We start from the raw sequence: 22,617 nt of genomic DNA, 5'->3' as shown, positions 1-22,617 counted from the left end.
CCGCAGATGGCCAGCCGTTTTGCCGCTCAGTGGTCCGCGGGCAGAGCCGGAACGGGTCCGCCGTACCGCGACGAAAACTTAGGCGTGCGTGGTGATTCCGGCCGTTGGCGGTCAGTGCTTCACCAGCGGCCGCGCTGTCGCATGGTCTGTCGGGCTGACCGCAGGTGGGTTTGTTTGCGCCCACAGTGCCCGACGACGTTGCTGTGCTGCGGGTTCGGCGACGGGCACCGCCAGCAGCAGGCGTTGGGTGTAGGGCGATTCGGGCGTGGTGAGCACCTGTGCGGTGGGACCTTGTTCGACGATGGCGCCATCGCGCAGGACGACGACGTGGTCGGCGAGTTGCTGGACGATGGCGAAATCGTGCGTGATGAAGACCGCCGCGAAACCGAGTTTGGACTGAAGTCGCCGGATCAGCGCCAGGACCGAGGCCTGGACGGCCGCGTCGAGGGCGCTCGTCGGCTCGTCCATCACCAGGACATCGGGCTGGACGGCCAGCGCGCGGGCGATGGCGACGCGCTGGCGCTGGCCGCCGGAGAGTTGGCGCGGGTAGCGCGTGATCAACTCGGGGGCGAGCGAGACCTCGTCGAGGAGTTCCTCGACTCGTTCGCGTCGTTGCCGGCTGTCGAGCGCGGTGTGTACGCGTAGCGGTAGTTCCACCGATTGCAGCACTGTGTGTTGCGGATTCAACGAGGACATCGGATCTTGGAACACCACGCCGAGCTGTTTGCCGAGGGCACGGCGACTCCGCTTCTGCAGCAACGGAATCGGCTCGCCATTCAAGGTGACCCGGCCCGCGGCAGGGGTAACCAGCCCGCACAGTGCGCGACCCAGCGTCGACTTTCCGGCGCCGGACTCACCGACGAGTGCCACGATTTGATGTTCGCGGACCACGAGATTCGCGTCCCGCAGGGCGGTGAACTTGACGCCTGCCTTGCGGTAGTCGACGGTGAGATCTTCCACCTCGAGCACCGGCTTCGCCTGCTCAGCAACAGAACTCGGCGTCGACACCGGCGGCTCGAGCTGCAACACCGCGGCGAGTAGCGTCTTCGTATAGTCCTGCTGTGGTGCGGTGAGCACTTGCCGAGCCGACCCCGCTTCGACCGGGCTGCCATTGCGGAGCACAACGACATCATCGGCCAGGTCGGCGACAACACCCATGTCGTGGGTGATCAGCAGCATGGTGATGTCGTTGTCCTGCTGCAGCTCTCGAAAGAGCTGCAGCACCTCGGCCTGCACATTCGCATCGAGCGCGGTAGTCGGTTCGTCGGCGATGATCAGTTGGGGTGCCCGGGAAATCGCCATCGCGATCATGGCGCGCTGCAGCTGCCCGCCGGAGATCTCATGTGGATAGCTGGCCGCCACCCGCTCCGGATCGCTGATCTTGACTCGCTCGAAGAGTTCCAGCACCAACGAATCAGCCTGTTGCTTCGAGTATTTGCGGTTGGTGCGGATCACCTCACGCAGTTGCTGCCCGATCCGATACACCGGGTCGAACGCGGCCGCCGGGTCCTGGAACACCACCCCGACATCGCTCCTGCGCACCTGCCGGAGCGCTTCGGGCGTCATCCCGAACAGGCTCTTTCCCGACAGCGTCACGGTGCCGGACGTGGTCGACCCCGGCGGCAGCAAGCCGAGCACCGACAGAGCGGTGAGCGACTTGCCGGAGCCGGATTCGCCGACCAGCGCAAGGGTTTTGCCACGCTCGATCTCGAAACCGAGTCCGCTCACCAAGGTTCGGCCGTTGATGGCGATGCCGAGATCGTGGACTGCCAGGACCGGCGGTGTTGTCATTGCGCGAGTGAGACTTTGAAGTACACCGGGTAGGCCGGGAACGGCGGCACGTAGAAGTTACGGACGTCGCTGCCATAGATGAAGGTGTTCACCGAGTTGATCAGCGGAACGTTCGCGACCTCCCCGGTGACGATCCGGTCGACCTCCAGCCACAGTTCACCGGCTCGCTTCGGATCGACCTCGGCGGTGGCGCGTGCGATCAGGTCATCGACCCGCGGATTGCTGTAGCGCGAGATGTTGAAGCCACCGTTGCCGATCTCCGAGGTGCCGAAACCCGGCTGCAACATCGAAGCGGCACTGGGGAAGTCGGCCTGCCAGCTGGACAGCACCAGGTCGTAGCCGGAGCCGTCCTTGTGCTGGGTGATGTCGTCGTAGCTGGCGTTGTCGAGCGCCTGGATGGTGACCCGGATACCCGCGCGGCGCAAACCGGCCTCGATGGCCTGGCCGCCCGCGGAGTTCGTGGCGTCGTTCTTCGTCACCAGGACCAGGTCGATGCCGTTGGGGTGTCCCGCTTCGGCGAGGAGTTGCTTCGCCTTCTCGACGTCACCCGTCGGCTGGGTCGGGAAAGCATCGAACTTCTGGTAACCCGGGATGGCCGGTGGAATGTTGGTGGTCGCGTAGTCGCCGCGGGACTCACCGCCGAGCGAAGTGCGAAACGCTTGCTTATCCGTCGCGTAGACGATGGCCTGACGGACCTTCGGATCGTTGAGCGGCGACTTGCTGACGTTGAGCTGCAGTTGATAGAGCGAGCCGCCGCCGGCCTCGGCTATCCGGTTCTTCGCCGACGGGTTCGACCGAATCAGCGGTAGTTGCGAGGCCGGTACGAACGAGGCGGAAAACGCTGATTTGGCCGCACCGGTATCGGCGATGAGTTCCTGGCTGATCGTCGTCTGCTGCATACCGAGCTGGAAAATCACCCGGTCGGGACCGGCCGTGCGCGCGGGATCGGTCTTCGGATCCCAGTTCGGATTGCGCACCAGGACAACCTCGGACGCCTTGTCGAACTTCTCCACCTGGTAGGGACCCGATGCGACGGGTGCCTGGAAGTACGTTGCCGGATTGTCCTTCGCCTGGGGCACCGGCGTGAAGGCGGGTTGCGATGCGATCCAAGGGAAGTCGCCGAACGGCTTGTTGAGGTGGAAGATCACCGTCTTCGCATCGGGTGTTTCGATGGAGTCGAGCGACTTGCCGTTGTAGGGACCGTCATACGCTTCGCCGCCTTGCAGCAGCGTGCGATGGTAGGTGAAACCACCCGACAGCAATGGCGCGAACGAACGTTCAAGACCGTACTTGATGTCGGCCGAAGTGATCGGCGAACCGTCCTGGAATTTCAGGCCGTCCTTGAGGGTGTACTTCCAGGTGCGCCCTGCGTCGGTGGTCGTTCCGGTATCGGTGGCCAGATCCGGGATCGGCGTCATCTCCTTGCCCGGTTCGGCCTGCCAGGTGGTGAGCCGCCGCGCCACGAAACTGAGCGAGGTGATCGCCAAGTTCGTCGACTTGGCCGGATCGAAATTGAAGTCGGTGTTCGTCGACAGGATCCGCAATGTCCCACCCTTTTGCGGGGGGACCGATTGGGTCGTGTCTTTGGCGCCGTTGGTCGGGTTGGCATTGCAGGACGTTACCGACAACGCCACGGCCAGCACGGCGGCGGCGAGCGCCGACTTCGATTGTTTTTTCATCACTTCACCCTGGGATCGAGCAGTCCGAGAACCGCGTCTACGAGGAAATTGGCGACCAGAACGATCGCGGCGGAAAAGATGGTGACCCCGACGATTACCGGGAGGTCGACGGTATGGACCGCATCGATGAGGAGTCGGCCGAGGCCGGGCATGCCGAAGACTTGTTCGGTGATGACCGCGCCGCCCAGTAGCGCGCCGAGGTCGACCGCGAACAACGTCAGAATCGGCGCGAGAATATTGCGCACCGCATGACCGAAGACGACGCGCCGCTCATCCAGGCCGTTGGCCCGCGCGGTGCGAATGAAGTCCTCACGGAAGATCTCGATCAGCTGGTTGCGCGAAATCCGCGCGTACATCGCCGCATTCACCAGTGCGAGCACGATCCACGCCGCCACCAGATGCCAGGCCCACTGCACGACGCCCGAACTCAACGGCACATAGCCGCTCACCGGAATGACGTTGAGCGTGAACCCGAACAGCAGGACTACGAGCAGGCCGAGCAGATAGGTCGGTGTCGACAGGCCGAGCGCGGCCAACGAGGTGACAGCCCGATCGGTCAGCTTGCCCTGCCGACGCGCCGCGACCAATCCCGCACCGACACCGAGGATCAGCCACAGCACGCCCGCGCCGATCGCGATGGACAACGTGATCGGGAAGCGCTCGAAAATCAGCGAGGCCACCGACTCGTTCTGCTGGAAGGAATAGCCGAAACATGGTGCGGCGCATTGGATCGTCGCCAACCCCGAACCGTAGCTGCGACCGACCACGACTCCGGCGACGAAGTCGAAGAACTGCTGATACCACGGATGGTCGAGTCCCATGTACAACTGCGCCTTGAGCAGATTGTCTGGCGTGCAAGGCTTTCCACATGCGAGCTGAGCCGGATCGGCGGGCAGTAGGTAGAACACCGCATAGGTCAAGAACGCGACGATGAGTAGTACGCCGAGCGCCACCAGCAGCTTCACCGCCGACGACGAGAGCCGACGACTGACGATTGTCCACCTCATCCCGCGCTGAACGCATTCCGTAGACCGTCACCCACGAGATTGAACCCCAATGTCAGTAGCACCAAAGCGATTCCAGGAAAGATGAGGAACCACGGATCTGTTTGCACCCACCCGACGGCATCGCCGATCGACCTCCCCCAAGACGGCGTCGGCGCGGGCACACCCACCCCCAAGAACGACAGCGACGCCTCCGTCGCGATGAGCCCCGGCATGCTCGTGGTGGCGAAAACCACCACCAGCGCCCGCAAATTCGGCAGCACCTCGCGCGCCAGCGCATGCAGCGGCGAAACGCCGATCACCAGCGCGGCCCGGACAAAGTTTCGGTTGCGCAGCGACAAAGCTTGCGCGCGAATCACTCTCGCCATTCCGGGCCAGCCGAAGATGCCCACGATGAACACGACAAGCACGGGACGCGGGAAGGTCGCGGGTAGTACCGCGCTCAGCGCGATCATGAACAGCAGCGACGGAAATCCGAAGAGCACATTGATCGCTCCGGAAAGCACCCGATCCACCCAGCCGCCGGCGAACCCGGCGGTAACGCCGATCACAAGGCCGAGCACCGTCGATATCACCAGCGCGCCGAGCGCGATGAACAACGACGTCCGGCTACCGGCGACAACGACGGCCAGCAGATCCCGGCCGGTCAACGGCTCGACACCCAGCGGATGCGCCGCACTCGCACCACCGAAACTGCCGGACGGCACACTCTGCGCATCCAAGGTCTCCGAATGGAACGTATACGGATCGATATCGAGCAGCCCGTTGATCACCGGCGCGAAAGCCGCAACAATGACGAAGAACCCGACCACGATGAGGCCGAAAACACTCCAGCGATCGCTTGAAAATCGATACCAACGCGAACGCACTAACCCCTCAATTCATCGGATGTCTGCGTCACTGTAGACAAGGGGTAGGGGGAGATCCACAGATTCCCTCAGCCAGATCCTAATCCGACGACACCGCGAGAACCGCTGCCTACCAGCATATTTCGACAATGTCGCCCGCGCGGACGCCCACGACTGGCCGCAGCCCGACCTGCCGCCGTCCGGTCGCGCGACTCTGTTCTGATCCGGACGCTTACCCCGCAGGCCGCTCGCGGACGTCGAAGTCGGCTCGCCGCTATGACTATCAGCCCCGGGGCCGATACCCTCATCAGGTTCGCTGTCTGCACCGAGCGAGACCAGCGAAAAGCGCAGGAGTACTTCGCTCCCCGACTTCGAGGAAGGAGTCGAGCATGGCTGACGAGCTGGCTGATCGGCCGCTCGTGCAGAAAATCGGCCAGCGGCTCACCGAGCTGATCGTTGCGCTGTACCCGGACCAGCTCAAACGTCCCGGATATGGGCGGCTGGCGACCGAGATTCGGGCGGCGACAGGCGGCACGATCTCCGGTACCTATCTGTGGGAACTGGCTACCGGGAAGAAGCGCAATCTCACCCTGGGACAGCTGGATATCCTCGCCGAATTCTTCGGGGTTCCGCCGGAGTACTTCTTCAACGACGAGGTAGCCGAGCGCGTCAGCGCCCAGCTCGAGCTCGCGACCGCGTTACGTGATGCCAAGATTCGCCGGCTCGTCATGCGCGCGGACGGACTGTCCGCCGGTGCCTTGGACTCGATCCTCACGATGGTCAACGAGGCCCGCAAACTTCAGGCTCTCACCCCGCCGGACAACCCGAAGACCAGCGACTGACGTGGCGCCCATGTCGGTGCCCGATCGCGGTGCCGCTCTTGGCCGAATGCGGTCGCATGTCTGCTACTTTTGTGGTGGCGGTTCAGGAAGACGTCGCTGGACCGGGTGCTGTTGTCAGCATGGGGGTTTGGATGGGGTTCATGCGACTGCGTCGGCGATGTCGATCGTTGGTGAGCCAGATGGATCTGCCCGCCTACGCCGACGCTCAGAGCCTGTGCCGCAGCCTGTCCGAGCGGCGGGGTCGGCCGATTTTCCTGCATCCCCTGCCGCCGCAGAACGAGACTCAGGCGTGTGGGCTATGGCTGGAAACCGATGAAGACGACCACATCTTCTTCGAACAGCAGACCTCGCTCCTACATCAGGACCACATCCTGTATCACGAACTCGGCCATATGTTGTGCGACCACGACATGCAGGGAATCGCCGAAAGTGACGCCGCCGGTTACGTATTCACCGATCTGGGCCAAGGTTTGATCCGGCGGCTGCTCGGGCGAACGAACTACACGACCCGCCAAGAGCAGGAAGCCGAGATGATTGCCGGCCTGCTGCACGCGCGCGCCCGCAACGCGGCCGAACCGTTGTCGCCTGGACTGCTCGGTGGATTGGAATCTCGGCTCCGGTTCTAGCCCGGGCCGAGTGCCTTGTGCAACGCCTCGAACAGGACGGATCGACGCGGGTCGTGGCCGTATCCGGAGAGCAGGTGGTTGGGGATGTAGCCGACCGCGAGGTGATAGGCGGGGTCGGCGAACGCTAGGGAGCCACCTTTGCCGCTGTGTCCGAAGGAAGTGTCGGTGAGCAGCGGGAACGTTCGGCTGGGGAGGCTGTAGCCGAGGCCGAAGCGCGTCGGTGCTCGGAGAGTGAGGTCGTGACCACTGACTTGTTCAGCGGTCGCGGCCGCGAGCGTCGCGGGCGAGAGCAACGGGGCTGCCGGATCGATGAGCGCGGCGTAGAGGTGGGCCAGGGCGCGAGCCGTGGCGACACCGAACGAAGGGATCTCGGCGAGATAGGTTCTGGTGTCGGTGAGGTCGATCGGTGACGTGGTGACCGCGAGCGACGGCCGTCGAGACGCTGCGCGATCCGGTGATTCGGTGAAGATGAGGTGCGCGAGGCGGTGCAGCTGGTCGGCGGGCAGCGCGAGGTGCAGATCGAGCTGTAAGGGTTGCGCGATCTCCTCGGCGAGAAAGGCCGAGACACTGCGACCGTCGATCCGCCGGATGAGCTCACCGGCCAGCCAGCCGAAAGTCAGTGGGTGGTAGCCGTGGGCGGTTCCTGGTGTCCAATAGGGCTTTTGCGCGGCGAGCGCGGTGATCATCGGCGTCCACCGCAGAGCCTGCTCGAGTGGCAAGGGATTGTCGATTCTGGGCAATCCGGCTTGATGACTGAGCAGCCACGCCACGGTGACCTCAGCTTTGCCCGATTGCGCGAATTCGGGCCAGTAGGCGGCGACAGGTGCGGCGGGATCCAGCATGCCGCGGTCGATGAGACTGTGCACGCAGGTGGCCGTCACGCCCTTCGCGGTCGAGAAGAGCCCGCAGAGCGTGTCTTCCTGCCAAGGGCGGCCGGTGCGGGGATCGGCCACACCACCCCACAGGTCGACCACGCATTCACCGTGGTGAAAGACACTCAACGAGGCACCGATCTCGCCGTGCCGAGCGAAGTTCTCCGCGAAAGCGTCACCCACAACCGCGAACTGGGGAGCGCAGCTGCCGTGAATGGCGACGGTCGCGGTCACTAGGAGCCTCCTACTGTCTGTAGTGGGGTGTCGATGACGTTATCGCGCGACAGTGTTGCCCGCCGGGGTGAGCTGGTCGACGAAGTCTTTCACCAGCGGTGAGTTGCGGGCTCGAGTGACTTGGAGCAGGAAGACGAGTTCGGTTTCGAGATCCGCGCCGCCCAGCTCCGCCATGGTCGCAATGCGCGGATGGGTGCGGCTGTGCAGCCTGGCGCGTTGCGCGGCCTGGATGAGGCATGCGGCGGTCACCGCATCGACGCGGTCGGAACCGATATTCTCGACCGTGACGCGGACGCGATCTAGCACCGACGGCGCGACGTGATCGGTGAGAATCAGTAGGGCGTCACGGATTTCGATGACCATGCGATACAGATGGAATTCCGGTGAGGACACCGCGGTGAGGGTGTCGACGGCCCGGACTCGGGGCCGCATGAGTGTCACCTGTGGGGTGGCCGTGCAGAGTTCAGACCATAGGGGCCACAGCGTCCACACCGTCCGGAGGTTCTTGGCCCACCGGTATACCGCGGGCGCCATCGGCAGCGCTACGCCTGCGGCTTGCAGGATCTCTTCGATCCCGGTGAGTGGCGGGACGTAGCTGAGGATCGCCCGGTTCGGGATGATCAGATAGCAGATGAAAACCAGCCACAGCAGGCAGGCGAAGGCCGCACCGACACCGAATATGAGCAAGCCCCAGCGGACCGGCCATTCGCGGGCGCGACGCCAGTACCGCCAGCAGATCGCGGCGACGATGGCGTCGGCGACCAGGTGGTACCCCATCAGCAGATACCAGCACAGGACCGGGATTTCGGGTGTCCGCCCGTTGAAGTGCTGATGCGGAGGTGAGGAGAGATCGAAATAGATCAGCACGACCGCCATCACCGCGGCCGCGGTGAACAACACCTTGGTGTGCTGACGGCGATCGGCGGCTCGCAGCACGAGATAAATCAATGCGGTGGCCGCGGCGACGTCGCACAGATTCCGGCCCAGATCAATCAGATGGACCGGACCGCCAACAATCCTGCTCAGCCCCTCGCTGATCGGATCCTGATACAGGGTGGTGGTCAAGGCGATGAGCCCGACAGCGAGCCACAGGTCACGCTGACGCCGATCACGCACCGCCGCCGGTGCCCGCAGCACCGTGACGATCCATACGCACACGAATCCGGTCGTTTCCAGCCACGGCATCATGACGGAGTGAACTCCGCAAACGACTGTGGCAGAGGAAATTCGGCGGCTGAGCGCCGACACGTCTTGCGGCCCTGCACAGTCCCTCGTCCCCAGCGCACTCCCACCCGGACCCCCTCGCTCAACCAACTTTGCCCGTTGCATCCATCGATGCGGGATCGACTCTAACCCTTCGTGCGGACGCGCGCGCCCGGCGATATTGCTTTCCAGCGCGCCCGCTCGAGCTGACAATTTGTTTCAATCACACACGGCTGCACAAGGATTGGCCCGGTGCTAGTGTCGTGGCTTGTACTGGTCTATTCGCTTCAGCGGATAGAGCGGCGCTGGGGGGCGGCAAGCTGGCCGTCGCGTCACGTACTGCGAAGGGGGGTCATGGATGACCGAAGGTCTTCGGATTTGCGGCACGGGTGGAATGTCTGCCGAACGCAGGTCGAGGTGTCGTGCGCTGCTGTCGGTTCGTAACGAGGCCAACCGTCCACCGTCGCAGAACTTTTCGATTCGCGAATCAGCGCAGTATCCGATATCCGGCCGTCAGGTGCGGAGAGTGGATCCCGGAGGGGAGGATCCACTCTCCGCCGTCAATGAAACCTGATGGGGGATTCGGCGCGCGGTATCGGCTAGTGGCGTGTTACTTGAATCTATCTGCACTGCAACCATGTTGGCGGTATATGGGCTCAAGCAACTTGTACTGCAAAATGTTTGGAAATTGATCTTGCCTGTGGGACTGGCTACCGGAAAGAAGCGCACTTGGCCAGAGCTTCTAGTGCCCCATTCGGTCAAGCGCTGCCTTCGGGTAACGGTCGCCTGCCACGCCGGACATAGGGACTGCCTCCGCGAGCTGTCGAACCTGGTCAGTAGTGAGCGTCAGCTCGGCCGCGGCGATGTTTTGCTCGAGGTACCGGACCTGTTTGGTGCCGGGGATGGGCACGATGTCGTCGCCCTGAGCCAGCAACCAAGCCACAGCAGCCTGCGCAGGTGTGCAACCGATCGTCGCAGCGATTTGTTTGAGGCTGTGGACTAGGGCGAGGTTCGCAGCGATGTTCTCGGCGGCGAACCGTGGCCAGCGTCGTCGGCCGTCACTATCGCCCAGGTCCGCACGGGACGACAGCAGGCCCGCCAGCATGCCTCGCCCCAGCGGCGAATAAGCGACCACCGCGACGCCGAGCTCTCGGCAGGTTCGCAGCATGTCTCCTTCCACGACATCCCGAGTGAACAGCGAATATTCCAATTGGATCGCTGCGATCGGATGGACCGCGTGGGCGCTGCGCAGTGTCTCGACACTGACCTCCGATAGTCCCAGGTGGGCGACCTTGCCCGCGGAAACCAGTGCCGCCATCGCGCCGACAGTGTCCTCGATCGGCACTTCGGGGTTGCGCCGATGGATGTAGTACACGTCGATGTAGTCGGTGCCGAGGCGCCGCAATGACGCATCGCAGGCGACGGGAACATATTCCGGAGAAGTGTCGACGGTAGCGACCATCCCGGTATCGGGGTCGTGGCGCAGTCCGAACTTCGTGGACACGACGACCTCCTCGCGGCGAGCATGCCGCAGCCATCGCCCGAGCAGTTCCTCGTTGGCACCGCGGTCGTAGGCGTCAGCAGTGTCGAGCAGCGTGATGCCCAGCTCTGCGGCGCGATCCAGGGTGCGCAGCGATTCACGGCTGTCGGAGCTGGTCATGCCCATACAGCCCAGCCCCACCGCTGACACCCGCAGTTGTCCGGCTCCCAGAGTCGTGTATCTCATGACCTTTTCATCCTCGCTGACGATGGGACGTTGTCGAATGCGCGTTCAAGATGCCCCAAGGAGGCGATGTCACTGCGGTAGTCGCCGCTGTCGTGCACCAGCACCACCGTATGTCCGATAGGCCGGGCAGGTATCGACCTGGTCTTGGCGTGAATCGCCTCCCGGAGAGCCCGGCTGGTCGCGCATCGCGTGGAGCAGTGTGGGGGCCGCGAGCAGTAACGCGATCCCGCGAAGTCCGCCGGCGGCGAGGTAGGGCGCGCGCAGTCCGAGTTGGTGTGCCACCAGTCCGCCGGTCAGCGCGCCGAGCGGAATCAGTCCCCAACCGATCATCTTGTAGACGCTGCTGACTCGTCCGAACAGCTCGGTCGGCACGATTTCCTGTCGGAGGCTGACGACCACGATGTTCCAGAGCGTGACGACGAAACCGTTGACAGCCAGCATGCTGCCCAGCACGAATCCGTTCGGACTCAGCCCGATGCCAACGAAGACAACGACATTCGTGGCGAGCGCGGTGAGAAGCGCGGGAAGCGTACCGATCTTTTCGATGATGCGCGCGTTGATCAGACCACCGAAAACGCTGCCGACCGCGGCGCTGGCGAGCAGCAGACCGTAGTCGGCGGCGTCTACCCGCAACGTCTGAGTCGCGAGCAAGACGAGCACTACGTTGCCGACCTGTCCGCAGAAAGTGTTGACACCGAGCAGGATTGCGAGCGTGCGCAGCAGCCGGTGCCGGGCCAACCAGCACAAGCCGTCGGCGATCGGTCGACGCTCGACCGCTAATCTGTTCCGCCTGGGCAGTTTCGACAGCAACACGGCGGACACAACGAAGGTCGCTGCGTCTATCCCGAACGGCAGTGCCGGGGCGACCGCGAACAGGAGACTGCCCAACGGTGGTCCCAGGAACTGCTTGCCGACCGTTTCCGCCGTCTGCTGATAGCCATTCGCCTTGTGTAGCAACGACTTCGCGACAATGTTCGTCAGATTGGCTTGTGCTGCGATGCTGAAAACGACATCGCACGCCCCCACCCCGAAGGCGGCGCATGTCAGCACATACATGTCGACGTGGCCGAATGCGACAAGGATCGCGACGACGCCGACGATCACCGCCTGGATCGCTTGCGAGCTCCACATCAGGCCGACCGGATCGCGCCAGTCTATCAGGGCACCCGCTTGCAGGGACAACAGCAACCAGGGCAGGTACATCGCGGCGGCCACGACCGACATGAGTCGAGGGTCGTGGGTGATCGTCAGTGCCAGCAGCGGAATCGCTGCGGCGAAGGCGCCATCGCCGGCGTTGCTGATACCCGCCGCCCACCAGGACCGCCAGTAGGCGCGAGACAGGCGTGGCGCTATGTGTGTCCGGGGCATTTCGAGATCGTCTGGTTTTCCAGCTCTGTCGCGACACTATTTAGGTCAGTGCTACACACTCGAATGATGACGTTGCGGATCGACTTGGGCGTTGCCGAATTGGCGGCTACGCGCTTCGCGACCTCACCGCTGTCAGAGACGGTGTCCGGGCTGCAACAACTTGCGGGCTGGCAGCGCAGGACGAGTAACCGGCCCTGGCTGCAGTGGGTGGCCGACGAGCTTGCCGGGGATCCACTCGACCTTTCACTCACCTGGCCGCTGATCGCGAACGGGCGCGCGAGCTGGCCCGAGTTTCTGGTCCCCGCACCGGTAGGCACCGCGTCATCGATAACCGATGATCTGGCAGCGTTGCAACGCACCAGCGCCGGGCAGGTGCGGGCCAGCCTACGCAACGTGTTCGGTGCGACACTCCCGGAGAACGTCGCTTCGCTCGCGGTCCGGCCGACCGTCGGATTGCGTGCGATCGCGGCGGAATTGCTTGCGGCACATGACCGGATCGTCGCACCGCACTGGTCACGGATCCGGGCGGTCCTCGATGCCGACGTCAGCTATCGTGCTGGACACCTGGTCACCGGTGGTGCCGAGAAGTTGTTCGCCGACCTGCACTCGGATCTGCATTGGCGTGACGGTCGGCTGCTGCTGCGGCGACGACGGACCGAACGTCCCGTGAACCTCGGACCGGGTGGGCTTGTCCTGATCCCGGTCGTTCTCGGCTCTCCCGAGGTGCTGATCAAGAAGAGCACGTCCACCCAGACGACGGTGCGATATCCAGCAAGGGGGATAGGGCCACTGTGGACTGCCGGGAAGCAGAAGCCTGCGGGTAGCACCGTCCGCTTACTCGGTCGGGTTCGGACCGAACTGCTCGAAACATTGCGATCCCCCGCAACGACAGGGGATTTGGCTCGGATGTTCGGTGTCACACCCAGCGCGGTGTCGCAACATTTGCGCGTACTGCACGACAGCGGGCTCGTCGCTCGGGAACGATCGGGGCGCAACGTCCGGTATGTCACCACTGCCCTCGGCATGCGCCTGCTCGCGTAGTGCGAGGGCGAAAACCCAGTCACCGCAGTCGAATTCGTAACACCACGAATCGGAGACGGCATCGACTAGGGGAGCGGGTGCACCGATCGCATGGCGGTATCGAGGAGATTGGGTAGTTGCGGGGTGTTTCCTTCGACGATCCAGCGCATTTGGACGCTGTGCAGGCAGGCCAGGGCGGCGCCGGCGAGGGCGTCGGCGACCATCTCGCGGTCGCGCTCGTCGGCGATGTGGGTGAGGCGGGCGGCAAGGGGTTCGGTGATCGCTTGTCGCCAGCTTGCTTGTTTTGCTTGGTGAGCAGCTTGTAGGGACGGGCTTTCCATCATCAGCTTCGTTGTTGCCAGGGCTTGCTCTTCTTTGGACAACTGTGCGAGCAGTGGGTCGAAGGCGCGGCGCAGTGCTTGCCAGGGTGTTTCGTCGTGGGGGCGGGCTTGCAAGGTCGCGGCGATTTCGGCTCCGGTCGCGACCATCGCCTGCATGAGCAGGTCGTCCTTGGAGGCGAAGTAGCGGAAAAAGCTGCGATAGGACATTCCTGCCGCTTTGGTGACCTGCTCGATGGTGGTGTCGTCGTAACCCTGGGACAGGAACAACTCGATCGCTACGGACACGATCTCGCCCTGCACCGCGCGGCGAGAGCGTTCGCGTAACCCGGGGTCCTTCGTTCCACTCATAGACCGAATCTTACACAATCAGACATGCTTGACACACTGTGCCAAAGACGACATGCTAAGTCACGTACCTCGGCCCGGCGCAGCACGCGCCTGGCCGGCACTCCCCAGCAGTAGGAGCAGTGATGAGCGAGAAGAAGACCGTTCTGATCACCGGAGGCAGTGATGGTGTCGGAGCCGCCGCCGCACGCCACGCCGTGGACCGAGGTCATCGGGTGGTGATCATCGGGCGCAACCGCGCCAAGACCGCGGCGCTCGGCACCGAACTCGGCATCGACCACCATGTCGCCGATTTCGCGGAGTTGGACCAGGTGCGCGCGCTCGGTGAGACCTTGCTCGCTGCCTATCCGCGCATCGATGTGCTGGCCAACAACGCCGGTGGGTGGGTGAGCGAGCGCGAAGTCACCGTCGACGGCTACGAGAAGACCTTCCAGGTCAATCACCTGGCCGGATTCCTGCTCACCACCCTCCTGCTGCCCGCGCTGCTGGCCGGGTCCGCCAAGGTGATCCAGACCTCGAGCGTCGGCGCGAAAACGTTCGGCAACATCGACATCGACGATCTGCAGAACGAACGCAAATACGCACCGTCGAAGGCCTACGGTGATTCGAAGCTGGCGAACATTCTGTTCACCCGGGAACTCGATCGCCGATACCGCGACCAAGGCCTCGCCGCGGCGGCATTCCACCCCGGCCCCGTCGCCAGCAACTTCGGCAGCGGCGCCAGCACCATCACGATTCGGTTGGCCTACACGGCCCTGCGGTGGGCGTTGATCTCGCCGGAAAAGGGCGCCGACACCCTGAACTGGCTCATCGACGAACAACCCGGCCGCACTTGGGAACCCGGCCGCTATTACGTCAAGCGCAAGCCTGCCACGACCTCCCGTCAAGCCGACGACACCGAACTCGCCGCCCAATTGTGGGATCGCAGCGCGGAATTGGCCTCCCTGGTCCACTGACCCCGCTCAGCTCCTGGTCACGGCGGTTCCGGCGGGACATGGCAGGAAGCACACTCGGACGGTGAAAGGCATTGTCTACCAACGCTTCGTATCTAGGCTGTTATCTGTGACGGTGTCGATCAATCCGCTACTCAGCGCTCTGCGCTGCCTGTCCTGTTCGTGCGAGTACGAGCCGGTGCACTTCCCGTCGGGATGCCCGGCGTGTCTGAAGGCGGGTGTGCCGTCCAACCTGTACTGCGTCTACCGCCCTGCGGGGAACGATGGCGCAGTTCAGTTTCCGCTCGTTGACCCGATCACGTTGGGGGCCGGTGCGACACCTCTACATCGTCTGACTGAGCGAGTCGGGCTCGGTTCGATGGTGTGGGTCAAGGACGAGAGTCGCAACCCGACGGGATCGCACAAGGATAGGTTCGCCCTCGGTGCGGTCGGTTGGGCGAAGGCCATCGGGTTCGACACCGTCGTTGCGGCGTCTTCGGGTAACGCCGCCTTGTCTATCAGTGCCTTCTGTGCGGCCAACGACATCCAGGGCGTCATCGCGATGACTTCGGATGTGCCGCAACAGCTTGTCGAGAGCATCCGTGCTCTCGGGGCGGACGTGAAGATATTCGACAGCTATGACGAGCGTTGGGAATTCGTTGCTACGCACTGTTCGTCGGGGCAGGCGTTCAATGCCACCAATTATGTTGTGCCCGTTGTCGGGTGCTCACCTTTCGGTATCGAGTATTTCAAGGGCATTGCCCACGAGATCGTGACGACGCGTGGCGCGGTGCCCGACGCCATGGTGATTCCCAGTTCGCGTGGGGATCTGGCACACGGGATCTATCGAGGGTTCACCGAGATCGGGCAGGGCATGCCCAGGCTGTACTTGGTGGAACCGTTTTCCCGGCTGCACGCGGTCCTCGAGCTGGGCGCCGACTGGCGAACAACGTTCAATGGTGACACCCGGCTACTCCCGTCGATCGCCGGAGACACCACCACGCGTCAGTCGGTCATGGCGGCCAGCGGTTCTGATGGCGGAGCGGTCGTCGTGTCCGATCCGATTGCCGCGCAATGGCATCGGCGGATGTGGTCGCTCGGGTATTGCTGGGAACCCAGCTCGAACGCCGCGTTCGCCGCACTCGAACTTCTGCATCAACAGGGTCGCATCCGGCCTACGGAGGTCACGGTTGTGGTGGCGTCCTCGCATGGCTTCAAAGGGCTGTGAACAGCCGTCGCTTCGCCGACCGCCCATGCCAGGTCACCGGCATGGCGCCTTGTCGAAGTCGAATAGAGCCGACGCGTTGCAGTGGAGGATCTTCTCGATGTCCTCGTCGGACAATCGGGATTCCTTGATGTACTCGAATGTCCGGCTGTAGGACTCGACCGCCAGCAGCGCGGAGAAGTCGCTCCCCGGCACGAGATGGTCGGCGCCGAAAGCTTCGCAGGCACACCGGAGAGCGGCTTGGGAACCCCATCCAACGGTGTCGTAGTAGAGGCTGCGAGCCATCGCGCTGGGTGGACTGAGCAGGTCAGGCGTGTGTGCTTGGCCGTCGAGTCGCGCCAGTTGCATCGGGATCAGACCGCCGAGATGCGGAATGATGATTTTGATATTCGGATAGCGAACCGGAATGTTTCGCTTGATCAGATGGAGCACGATAGCGGTGTCCTCCAAGGAAGCTCCGGCCGCCGCCGTGAAGCCGTAGTCATTGATCAATGGTGAACAGATGCCGTTTTGGCATGGATGAAAGAAAAGGGCCGTGCCACGTGCGTTCATCTCCTCGTAGAGTGGTTCGAATTCCGCTTCGGCGGTGGACCGGTTGAACACTGAACAGCTGACGGCCACGCCGACCATGCCCAACTCGTCCAGCCCGCGCCGCATTTCCTCGAGTGACGCATCGATATGCGGCAAGGGCAGTGAAACGAAGGCGGAGAATCGACTTGGCCGCGAACTCGTCAGCTCGCAGTAACTGTCGTTGAGCATATGTGCCGCTTCGACTGCCAACCGAGATTCCGTTGCGTAAGGCGCCAGGCTGCCAGGAGAGAGAATCTGCCGTTCCACTCCGGCATCGTCCATCATGTCGATGCGCTGATCGATCATCCCCGGTGCATCGGACATTGCTGCGAACATCCGACGTGCGACTGAGGTCGAGTTGGCTGCGGGCGCGGTCGGCGGCCCGGACATCGCGGTCAGTGTTTCCACCATGGGCCGATGCGAAGTGGGCAAGTAGTGGGTGTGTACGTCGACGATCATGTCGGGCTCTGCTTCCTTCTCCCGCGGCCGAGCTCGGGTGGCGTCGAACGGGCAGCGGCCCCGTGCCATCGGGCACTGGGTGCGCTGGCCTGAACCTCAGACATTGCGGTCCGCCCACCGAGAGTCACCGAACAGTTGTTCAGATAGTTACTGAACAAATGTTAGGAATCTTGGCGAGACTTGTCCACCCCCGGGTAGAGGCCATGTTCAGGCGAAGACGAGCGAGACGAACTCGTCGACGAACGACAGCACCGAGTCCGCATCGGCGTACCCGGCGGAGTTCGGGAAGAGAGCGACGCGGCCGTGCGCGCCGACGAAGGCTATCACCGCGGCTCGTTCCGCGGGCACCCGGAGCGCGAAACCCGCTGCGGCGCAACGCTCGAAACCGGCGACGAGCAGGTCGACCACGTCGATCAGCGAACCGGCGGGCCGGACATCGGGCGCGGTCCGGGGCGGCCCGGTGGCCGTCATCAGCCGGTAGTGCCCTGGGTTGTCCACCGCGAACCGGCAGGAGGCATGGATCATCGCCCGGACCCGGCCGACCACGTCGCCGGAGTCCACGCTGCCGTCGGCCGCCGTCATCGCGGCGCGCAGCCGGGTGAACTCGTACTCGGCCAGGCCTGCGACGAGCGCGGTGCGATCGGTGAAGTGCTGGTAGATGCTGGACGGCGCGATACCGGCGGCGCGGGCGACGCCACGGATGGTCAGCCCGTCCTCCCCCTCGAGCTCGGACAGCAACCGGCTGGCCGCGGCGAGGATCTCCCCGCGCAGCCGCTCGCCCTCACCCCACCGGTTGCGCGCGCGAGGCGCGCCGACCTGGACCTCTTCTGACACGTACCCATTCTTACTACCCGAGCCGCCCGGCCGTTGCGGAGGTCACGGTCGTTTCGGCCGGTTATCGAGTGGTCGGCGCCAAACGCAGGGGTCGTGGGTCTGATGGCGGGCGTCGCGGACCTTGTCGGGCGTAGTCTGGCGGCAGCTTCTGAGCTCGATCTCTCTGGTGAACGGAGCGCGTTGTGACGGATTCTTCGGCTCGCGGTGCTGTGCTGACTATCGCGGTGGTAGCTGCGCTGTTGTCGGCATGTTCGGCGAATTCAGCGCCGGACGCGGCACCGGCGGCGGCCGTCAATCCGCTGGCGCGTTGCGAGCCGCTGACCGATGAACAGATCACCGAAGCGGTGCATGCCGATACGCTGATCGCGCATCGCACGCCGCCGACGTGTCTGTGGAATTCGACGAATGCCGATGGTGCATTCGACATCACGTTCACCTATGACGAGCACGAGTCACTGCAGCAGTTGTGGGATCGCGCGCGTCGCGACGGGCTCGGGACCGAACACGTGACGGTTGTGCGGGATGTGCTCGGGACCAAGGTCACCGCGACCGGGTTCTACACGCACAACCCGGCCGATCCCGGCGATTGCGCCGTGTCTGCCCAGGCCAATGCGGCGATCACCTGGCGTATCCAGAATCGCAACCATATCCCGCGCGCCGATCCGTGCGCCGAAGCGCTCGAATTAACTACTCTCACAGTCGATCTGTCTCCGTAGCCAGGCTTTGCCGAGTGCGTTCTCGATGGCCCGCAAGGTGCGGGATTGTTCCGCCTGACTGGGGATGAACACGTCGTCGCCGGCAATCTTGCGGATCTGGATGATGTCGCAAATAGTGGCATTTGTCGCATTTAGCGCGCCTTGCGGCGGGTGCGTCCTCGGCTGGAAAGCGTGTCATGAAGTGCACCGCTCGGGTACCTATGGGCGAGTCGAATCACTCTGTGTAGCAGGGTAATTCGCCACTGTGGCAAGAATGTGGCCCGCTTCGGGGTGCGCCGATGATGAGCATGCGTTTGTGTCGCTGCTAGCGGGCAAAGTCGAAAGATAGTCGCGCATAACAATTTAAGCCCACGCTGCGCGGATAGCTCAAAGATTCCCGGCACATTCATCGCCGTTCCCCAGTCTCGTCGCCAGTCGAGTTGACCGCCGGTATGTGTTTCTACTTGGTAATGAAACCCACACATAAACGGGCGGGTCGAAATACCGCCTTCGCGATAATTGCTGTCGGGGCAATGGTCTTCGCGTCTGGCCCTGGTGCCAGTGGAGCGCCACCGGCCAGTCCCTCAGCGCCGGCGGGTTCCGATCTTTCCGCTGTGCCGAAAGAAGTCACGACGGATCAGCAAGGCGCCGTCCAGCAGGTGGTCCCCAAGGAGCCGCTGAAAGCGCCCGCGGGCACACCTGCCGAAGCCCCTGCCGCGGCGCAGGCGCACGCGAACGGCGCGCAGAAGGCGCTCGGCGGAAATGGTGAAACCGCAGGCAATCTCGTCGTGCAGTCGGTGTTCCGCGTTGGTGACGGATCCACCGTCCGGTTACGTCAGGAGATCGACAAGGTCCCGGTGTTCGGCGCCTCGGCGGCGGAATCGCTGACCGCCAACGGTTCGCTCATCTCGGTCACCGGCTCGCTGTCGAAGAAGTCGAAGGGCAAGTTCTCGACGACCACACCGTCCGCCGCGGTACAGCAGACCGCGCTGAAAAAGGTTGCCGAGCAGAGCAAATCGGCGCCCGACAAGCTGAGTGTCACTGAGACCAAGGCCTACTGGTACGACTCGAAACTGGCGGCCAAGGACGAGGCACAGAGCATCGCGGTGCCGGCATTCAAGGTCGACATCAAAGGTAGCAGCGCCGACAAGAAGGGCGAGCCCGCGACGTGGGTGGTGTTCGTCGACGCCAACAGCACCGGCAAGGTGCTCGACAGTTGGAGCGAGACCAGGCATCTCAACCGGGTCGTCTGTGACAACGCGAGCCAGCCGATCGACCCCAACAACGCCGGCTGCGGCACGGACAGCATCCAGTCCACCAGGGCGGAGGGTGAGGCGCCCAGCGGTATCGAGGATGTCGACAAGATCTACGACTACCTGGGCAACACCGAGAATTTCTACGCCCAATACACCAAGGTCGCGAACCTGACCAACCTGATCGGCTCCGACACCGGGGACGGCCACGGTCAGGCGCTGCGCGCCACCGTCCGGCTCTGCACCTACGATGAATGCCCGTACCAGAACGCTTTCTGGTCCGGCAGTTACATGGCCTACGGTTCGGGTCTGACCACCGAGGACATCACCGCACACGAGCTCACCCACGGTGTCACCCAGAACACCAATGGTCTGGTGTACCGCAATGAGCCGGGCGCGATCAACGAGTCCATGTCGGATGTCTTCGGCGAGCTCACCTTCCTGGTGGACACCGCCAACCCGTGCAACACCCCGGAGAACCGGTGGCAGCTGGGCGCGTGCAGCTCGATCGGCGTGATCCGGGATATGGCGAACCCGAAGTCGCACCGGAATCCCGACACCTACAAGGGCACCTACTGGTATGCCGGTAGCGGCGACAGCGGTGGCGTGCACACCAACAGCGGAGTGGGCAACCGGACCGCGTCGATCATCGTCGACGGCGGCACCCTCAACGGCGTGACCGTCGCCCCGCTGGGTATCGAGAAGACCGCGGCACTGTACTGGACGACGCAGACCCTGCTGTCGTCCAACTCCAACTACGGTGCGTTGTCCAGCGCGCTGAAGAACGCGTGCAACACCAATGTGCAAAACAACACCGCGGGGACAACGGCCGCTGACTGCGTCCAGGTGGCCAACGCCACCAAGGCGACCAAGCTGCCGCAACTCCAGACTCGCACCTGACCTCGGTCATTCACCGAGTTCTCCGGTAGCGAGCGCTGGTACGGCGAAAGGTGCTCTGATCCGCGAATATTCAACCTATGATGGTTGAATTCGCGGTTCGGAGCACCTTTCTGGTGATCCTGGGCCGAAGATCGGCGCTACCGAGTAGGCCGCCTCGCGCCCAACGTCTTTCAGCTCTTCGGCAGCGTCTGCGTGTGTTCGGCCGCGACCGCCTGCAGGTCCTGCGGGTTCAGGCCGAGACGGGTCAGGACGGTCGGCGCGATCCGGGTGGTGGCGACCTCGTCGGCGATCTCCGCGTGCGCGGTGCCCGCACCCGCGATGATCAGTGGAACGTGCCGGTCTTCCGGTGTGCCGCCGCCGTGTTCGGCGATCTTGGACTTACCGCCGGTGTAGACGGTTCCTGGCTGCTCGACCGCGTAGATGTCGGGCACGCGTGCGTCGCCGGGCCCGGTACCGAAGTACGCTGCCGCGTCTGCCCCGGCATAGATCTTGTCGATGCCGGATGCGTGGAATGGTTTGGGGTTTCCGGCGATATCGGTGCCGTCGCCATTGCGCGCCAGCAGCCGGTCCTTGACGAATCCGCTGGCCTCGGGCGACCGATCCGACAGCCAGAGGGTGATCCCGTCATCGTTGGCGCCGTGGGCAATCAGTTCGGCATTCCCTGAATGCGTTGCGCCCCATTCCTTATCGATGTCCTCGATGATCTTGTCGGCATCGATTCTGGTCAGCGTCTCCGGCTTCATCGGGCCCTGACCGTGCTTGGCCGAGACAATGATCGTGGTGCTGCCGGTCAGTCCCTTGGCGTCGAGTTCGGTGACGATCCGGCCGAGCTGGGCGTCAACGAACGCCAGCGCGGAGCCGAGCACCGGTCCGGGGGTGATGCCGTCGGCCGCATATCCGCCCGCCTTGCCGCCGGACTTGGGCAACTTCTGCGCGGTCGACACCGACTGGAAGTTCATCCCGAAGACCGCAGGCACGCCAACGTCTTTCGCGCCGGAGTGGTCCTTACCGTCGATCTCGTTGACGATCGCATCGACTTTGTATTTGTCGTAGCGTTGGGTGAGGTCGTTGTCCTTGGTCCAGGTGGCGCCGTCCGCGGTCCCGTCGGCGGCGCTGTCGATTTCGGGAGTGAACAGATCGTCGATGGTGTTGCCGCCCGGGCCGTTCAGGATTGTGTAGGCGGGGTGCTTGTCCGACCATGCGGTGCGCAGTCCGGCCTTGTGCGCGACACCGAAGATGGTGTTGACCTTCAGGTAGTCGCCCGGGCTGATCGGCTTGCAGGTTGTCGGATCGACCGGCAGCTTCGCCGGGTCGAGCACGCTGGTCGGATCACCGGTCAGCGTGCCGATCCCGTCGGGCAGGCCGGAAAGCCCTGAGCCACCGTCGATTTTGTGCGAATCCCGGTCCAGTACCTCGGTCAGTTCCACATCCGCGCCCGGCTTGGCCCCGGCACAGTTGGTCGTGCCCGCCGGAAGCAGGGTGCGGTCCCAGGACGCGTCGTAGTACACCCCAGTGGTTTTCGGTGTCCCGCCGGTGACCTGTGCGAGCAGACCGGGGAACGAATCCGACGGCGTCGGGGTCGTTGCGTTGGTGTAGCGGAGTCCGCCGGAAGCCAGCTTTGCCAGCGTCGAATCCGTGTGTGCCGCAACGTAAGCGGCCAGATCGGCCTCATGCATACCGTCGATCGATACCAACAGTACGTGCTTTCCGGAGCGGGTATCGTCGCCCCCGTTCCCGCACCCGGCGGTAAGGGCGACCATCATCGTCGCCACGGCCAGCTTGCCGAGATGCCGGAACCTCATCGCATGACTCCTTCGTCGAACGGATCCGTTGCAGCACACGCCTACTCG

19 protein-coding genes are annotated in these 22,617 nt (G+C 63.8%); 7 read left to right on the top strand and 12 right to left on the bottom strand.

From position 1 onward, the window contains the following. Positions 1-111 precede the first annotated feature (111 nt). From ACFWF1_RS08135 to ACFWF1_RS08120, 4 genes are read right to left on the bottom strand one after another with little or no spacing between them, the layout of a single operon-like run. Positions 112-1,791, bottom strand: a complete 1,680-nt coding sequence (locus tag ACFWF1_RS08135) for a dipeptide ABC transporter ATP-binding protein (protein ID WP_379291913.1) — start codon at positions 1,789-1,791, stop codon at positions 112-114. Beyond that, positions 1,788-3,470 carry an ABC transporter substrate-binding protein gene (locus ACFWF1_RS08130; protein ID WP_379291914.1) on the bottom strand — a complete coding sequence of 561 codons (1,683 nt, stop codon included), beginning with the start codon at positions 3,468-3,470 and terminating at the stop codon, positions 1,788-1,790. Before ACFWF1_RS08130 ends, ACFWF1_RS08135 begins: the two co-directional genes overlap by 4 nt. Beyond that, positions 3,470-4,477, bottom strand: a complete 1,008-nt coding sequence (locus ACFWF1_RS08125; RefSeq protein WP_379322162.1) for an ABC transporter permease — start codon at positions 4,475-4,477, stop codon at positions 3,470-3,472. Before ACFWF1_RS08125 ends, ACFWF1_RS08130 begins: the two co-directional genes overlap by 1 nt. Continuing rightward, complete coding sequence (locus ACFWF1_RS08120) at positions 4,474-5,343, bottom strand: ABC transporter permease (RefSeq protein ID WP_379291916.1); 870 nt, start codon at positions 5,341-5,343, stop codon at positions 4,474-4,476. The genes ACFWF1_RS08125 and ACFWF1_RS08120 overlap by 4 nt, the downstream gene beginning before the upstream one ends. Before the next feature lie 368 nt (positions 5,344-5,711). On the opposite strand from ACFWF1_RS08120, the gene ACFWF1_RS08115 reads away from it, so the two are divergent. Together ACFWF1_RS08115 and ACFWF1_RS08110 are read left to right on the top strand one after the other, a co-directional pair. Further along, positions 5,712-6,164 (top strand): hypothetical protein, encoded by a 453-nt coding sequence (locus ACFWF1_RS08115; protein ID WP_379291917.1) that lies wholly within the window; start codon positions 5,712-5,714, stop codon positions 6,162-6,164. 29 nt (positions 6,165-6,193) lie between these two features. Then, positions 6,194-6,790 (top strand): hypothetical protein, encoded by a 597-nt coding sequence (locus ACFWF1_RS08110; protein ID WP_379322161.1) that lies wholly within the window; start codon positions 6,194-6,196, stop codon positions 6,788-6,790. Here ACFWF1_RS08110 and ACFWF1_RS08105 read toward each other — a convergent pair. The 4 genes from ACFWF1_RS08105 to ACFWF1_RS08090 form a co-directional block, all read right to left on the bottom strand. Next, positions 6,787-7,896 (bottom strand): serine hydrolase domain-containing protein, encoded by a 1,110-nt coding sequence (locus ACFWF1_RS08105; protein WP_379291919.1) that lies wholly within the window; start codon positions 7,894-7,896, stop codon positions 6,787-6,789. The genes ACFWF1_RS08110 and ACFWF1_RS08105 overlap by 4 nt on opposite strands. Before the next feature lie 39 nt (positions 7,897-7,935). Further along, positions 7,936-9,084 (bottom strand): MAB_1171c family putative transporter, encoded by a 1,149-nt coding sequence (locus ACFWF1_RS08100; RefSeq protein ID WP_379291920.1) that lies wholly within the window; start codon positions 9,082-9,084, stop codon positions 7,936-7,938. A gap of 757 nt (positions 9,085-9,841) precedes the next feature. Continuing rightward, complete coding sequence (locus tag ACFWF1_RS08095) at positions 9,842-10,825, bottom strand: aldo/keto reductase (RefSeq protein ID WP_379291921.1); 984 nt, start codon at positions 10,823-10,825, stop codon at positions 9,842-9,844. 69 nt (positions 10,826-10,894) lie between these two features. Next, positions 10,895-12,193: an MFS transporter gene (locus tag ACFWF1_RS08090; protein ID WP_379291922.1), complete on the bottom strand. Its 1,299-nt coding sequence runs from the start codon at positions 12,191-12,193 to the stop codon at positions 10,895-10,897. A 66-nt stretch (positions 12,194-12,259) separates the two neighbouring features. Between ACFWF1_RS08090 and ACFWF1_RS08085 the strand changes: the two genes are divergently transcribed. Next, the gene (locus ACFWF1_RS08085) at positions 12,260-13,234 is read left to right on the top strand and encodes an ArsR family transcriptional regulator (RefSeq protein WP_379291923.1); all 975 of its coding nucleotides are present in this window, start codon (positions 12,260-12,262) and stop codon (positions 13,232-13,234) included. Between the two features lie 65 nt (positions 13,235-13,299). On the opposite strand, the gene ACFWF1_RS08080 is transcribed toward ACFWF1_RS08085, so the two are convergent. Beyond that, complete coding sequence (locus tag ACFWF1_RS08080; RefSeq protein ID WP_379291924.1) at positions 13,300-13,902, bottom strand: TetR/AcrR family transcriptional regulator; 603 nt, start codon at positions 13,900-13,902, stop codon at positions 13,300-13,302. Positions 13,903-14,024: 122 nt separating this feature from the next. Here ACFWF1_RS08080 and ACFWF1_RS08075 point away from each other — a divergent pair, with 122 nt between their 5' ends. Together ACFWF1_RS08075 and ACFWF1_RS08070 are read left to right on the top strand one after the other, a co-directional pair. Continuing rightward, positions 14,025-14,855 (top strand): SDR family NAD(P)-dependent oxidoreductase, encoded by an 831-nt coding sequence (locus ACFWF1_RS08075; protein WP_379291925.1) that lies wholly within the window; start codon positions 14,025-14,027, stop codon positions 14,853-14,855. A gap of 61 nt (positions 14,856-14,916) precedes the next feature. Continuing rightward, the gene (locus ACFWF1_RS08070; RefSeq protein WP_379291926.1) at positions 14,917-16,059 is read left to right on the top strand and encodes a PLP-dependent lyase/thiolase; all 1,143 of its coding nucleotides are present in this window, start codon (positions 14,917-14,919) and stop codon (positions 16,057-16,059) included. Positions 16,060-16,092: 33 nt separating this feature from the next. Here ACFWF1_RS08070 and ACFWF1_RS08065 read toward each other — a convergent pair whose 3' ends face one another. Next, the gene (locus tag ACFWF1_RS08065; protein WP_379322160.1) at positions 16,093-17,085 is read right to left on the bottom strand and encodes an amidohydrolase family protein; all 993 of its coding nucleotides are present in this window, start codon (positions 17,083-17,085) and stop codon (positions 16,093-16,095) included. 207 nt (positions 17,086-17,292) lie between these two features. Continuing rightward, positions 17,293-17,919 carry a TetR/AcrR family transcriptional regulator gene (locus ACFWF1_RS08060; RefSeq protein WP_379291928.1) on the bottom strand — a complete coding sequence of 209 codons (627 nt, stop codon included), beginning with the start codon at positions 17,917-17,919 and terminating at the stop codon, positions 17,293-17,295. Positions 17,920-18,101: 182 nt separating this feature from the next. Here ACFWF1_RS08060 and ACFWF1_RS08055 point away from each other — a divergent pair, with 182 nt between their 5' ends. Both ACFWF1_RS08055 and ACFWF1_RS08050 read left to right on the top strand, forming a co-directional pair. Next, on the top strand, positions 18,102-18,635 hold the full coding sequence (locus tag ACFWF1_RS08055; protein ID WP_379291929.1) for a DUF3558 family protein: 534 nt from the start codon (positions 18,102-18,104) through the stop codon (positions 18,633-18,635). A 593-nt stretch (positions 18,636-19,228) separates the two neighbouring features. Then, on the top strand, positions 19,229-20,767 hold the full coding sequence (locus ACFWF1_RS08050; RefSeq protein WP_379291930.1) for a M4 family metallopeptidase: 1,539 nt from the start codon (positions 19,229-19,231) through the stop codon (positions 20,765-20,767). 170 nt (positions 20,768-20,937) lie between these two features. Here the strand turns inward: ACFWF1_RS08050 and ACFWF1_RS08045 are convergent, their stop codons facing one another. Beyond that, a complete protein-coding gene (locus ACFWF1_RS08045; protein ID WP_379291931.1) occupies positions 20,938-22,569 on the bottom strand; it encodes an alkaline phosphatase family protein in 1,632 nt (543 codons plus the stop codon). Positions 22,570-22,617: the final 48 nt, after the last annotated feature.

Source organism: Nocardia sp. NPDC060255 (genome assembly GCF_042727395.1).
In the GTDB taxonomy this organism is placed as follows: Bacteria; Actinomycetota; Actinomycetes; order Mycobacteriales; family Mycobacteriaceae; genus Nocardia.
The sequence above is the reverse complement of the archived record's forward strand: the minus strand, read 5'-3'. Positions and strand labels throughout refer to the sequence as shown.

Excerpts from the sequence above, each read along its gene's own strand:
- ACFWF1_RS08115 (WP_379291917.1), top strand. The coding sequence starts at position 5,712 with ATGGCTGACGAGCTGGCTGATCGGCCGCTCGTGCAGAAAATCGGCCAG.
- ACFWF1_RS08130 (WP_379291914.1), bottom strand. The coding sequence starts at position 3,470 with ATGAAAAAACAATCGAAGTCGGCGCTCGCCGCCGCCGTGCTGGCCGTG.
- ACFWF1_RS08125 (WP_379322162.1), bottom strand. The coding sequence starts at position 4,477 with ATGAGGTGGACAATCGTCAGTCGTCGGCTCTCGTCGTCGGCGGTGAAG.
- ACFWF1_RS08085 (WP_379291923.1), top strand. The coding sequence starts at position 12,260 with ATGACGTTGCGGATCGACTTGGGCGTTGCCGAATTGGCGGCTACGCGC.
- ACFWF1_RS08080 (WP_379291924.1), bottom strand. The coding sequence starts at position 13,902 with ATGAGTGGAACGAAGGACCCCGGGTTACGCGAACGCTCTCGCCGCGCG.
- ACFWF1_RS08075 (WP_379291925.1), top strand. The coding sequence starts at position 14,025 with ATGAGCGAGAAGAAGACCGTTCTGATCACCGGAGGCAGTGATGGTGTC.
- ACFWF1_RS08045 (WP_379291931.1), bottom strand. The coding sequence starts at position 22,569 with ATGAGGTTCCGGCATCTCGGCAAGCTGGCCGTGGCGACGATGATGGTC.
- ACFWF1_RS08065 (WP_379322160.1), bottom strand. The coding sequence starts at position 17,085 with ATGATCGTCGACGTACACACCCACTACTTGCCCACTTCGCATCGGCCC.
- ACFWF1_RS08135 (WP_379291913.1), bottom strand. The coding sequence starts at position 1,791 with ATGACAACACCGCCGGTCCTGGCAGTCCACGATCTCGGCATCGCCATC.
- ACFWF1_RS08090 (WP_379291922.1), bottom strand. The coding sequence starts at position 12,193 with ATGCCCCGGACACACATAGCGCCACGCCTGTCTCGCGCCTACTGGCGG.
- ACFWF1_RS08100 (WP_379291920.1), bottom strand. The coding sequence starts at position 9,084 with ATGATGCCGTGGCTGGAAACGACCGGATTCGTGTGCGTATGGATCGTC.
- ACFWF1_RS08095 (WP_379291921.1), bottom strand. The coding sequence starts at position 10,825 with ATGAGATACACGACTCTGGGAGCCGGACAACTGCGGGTGTCAGCGGTG.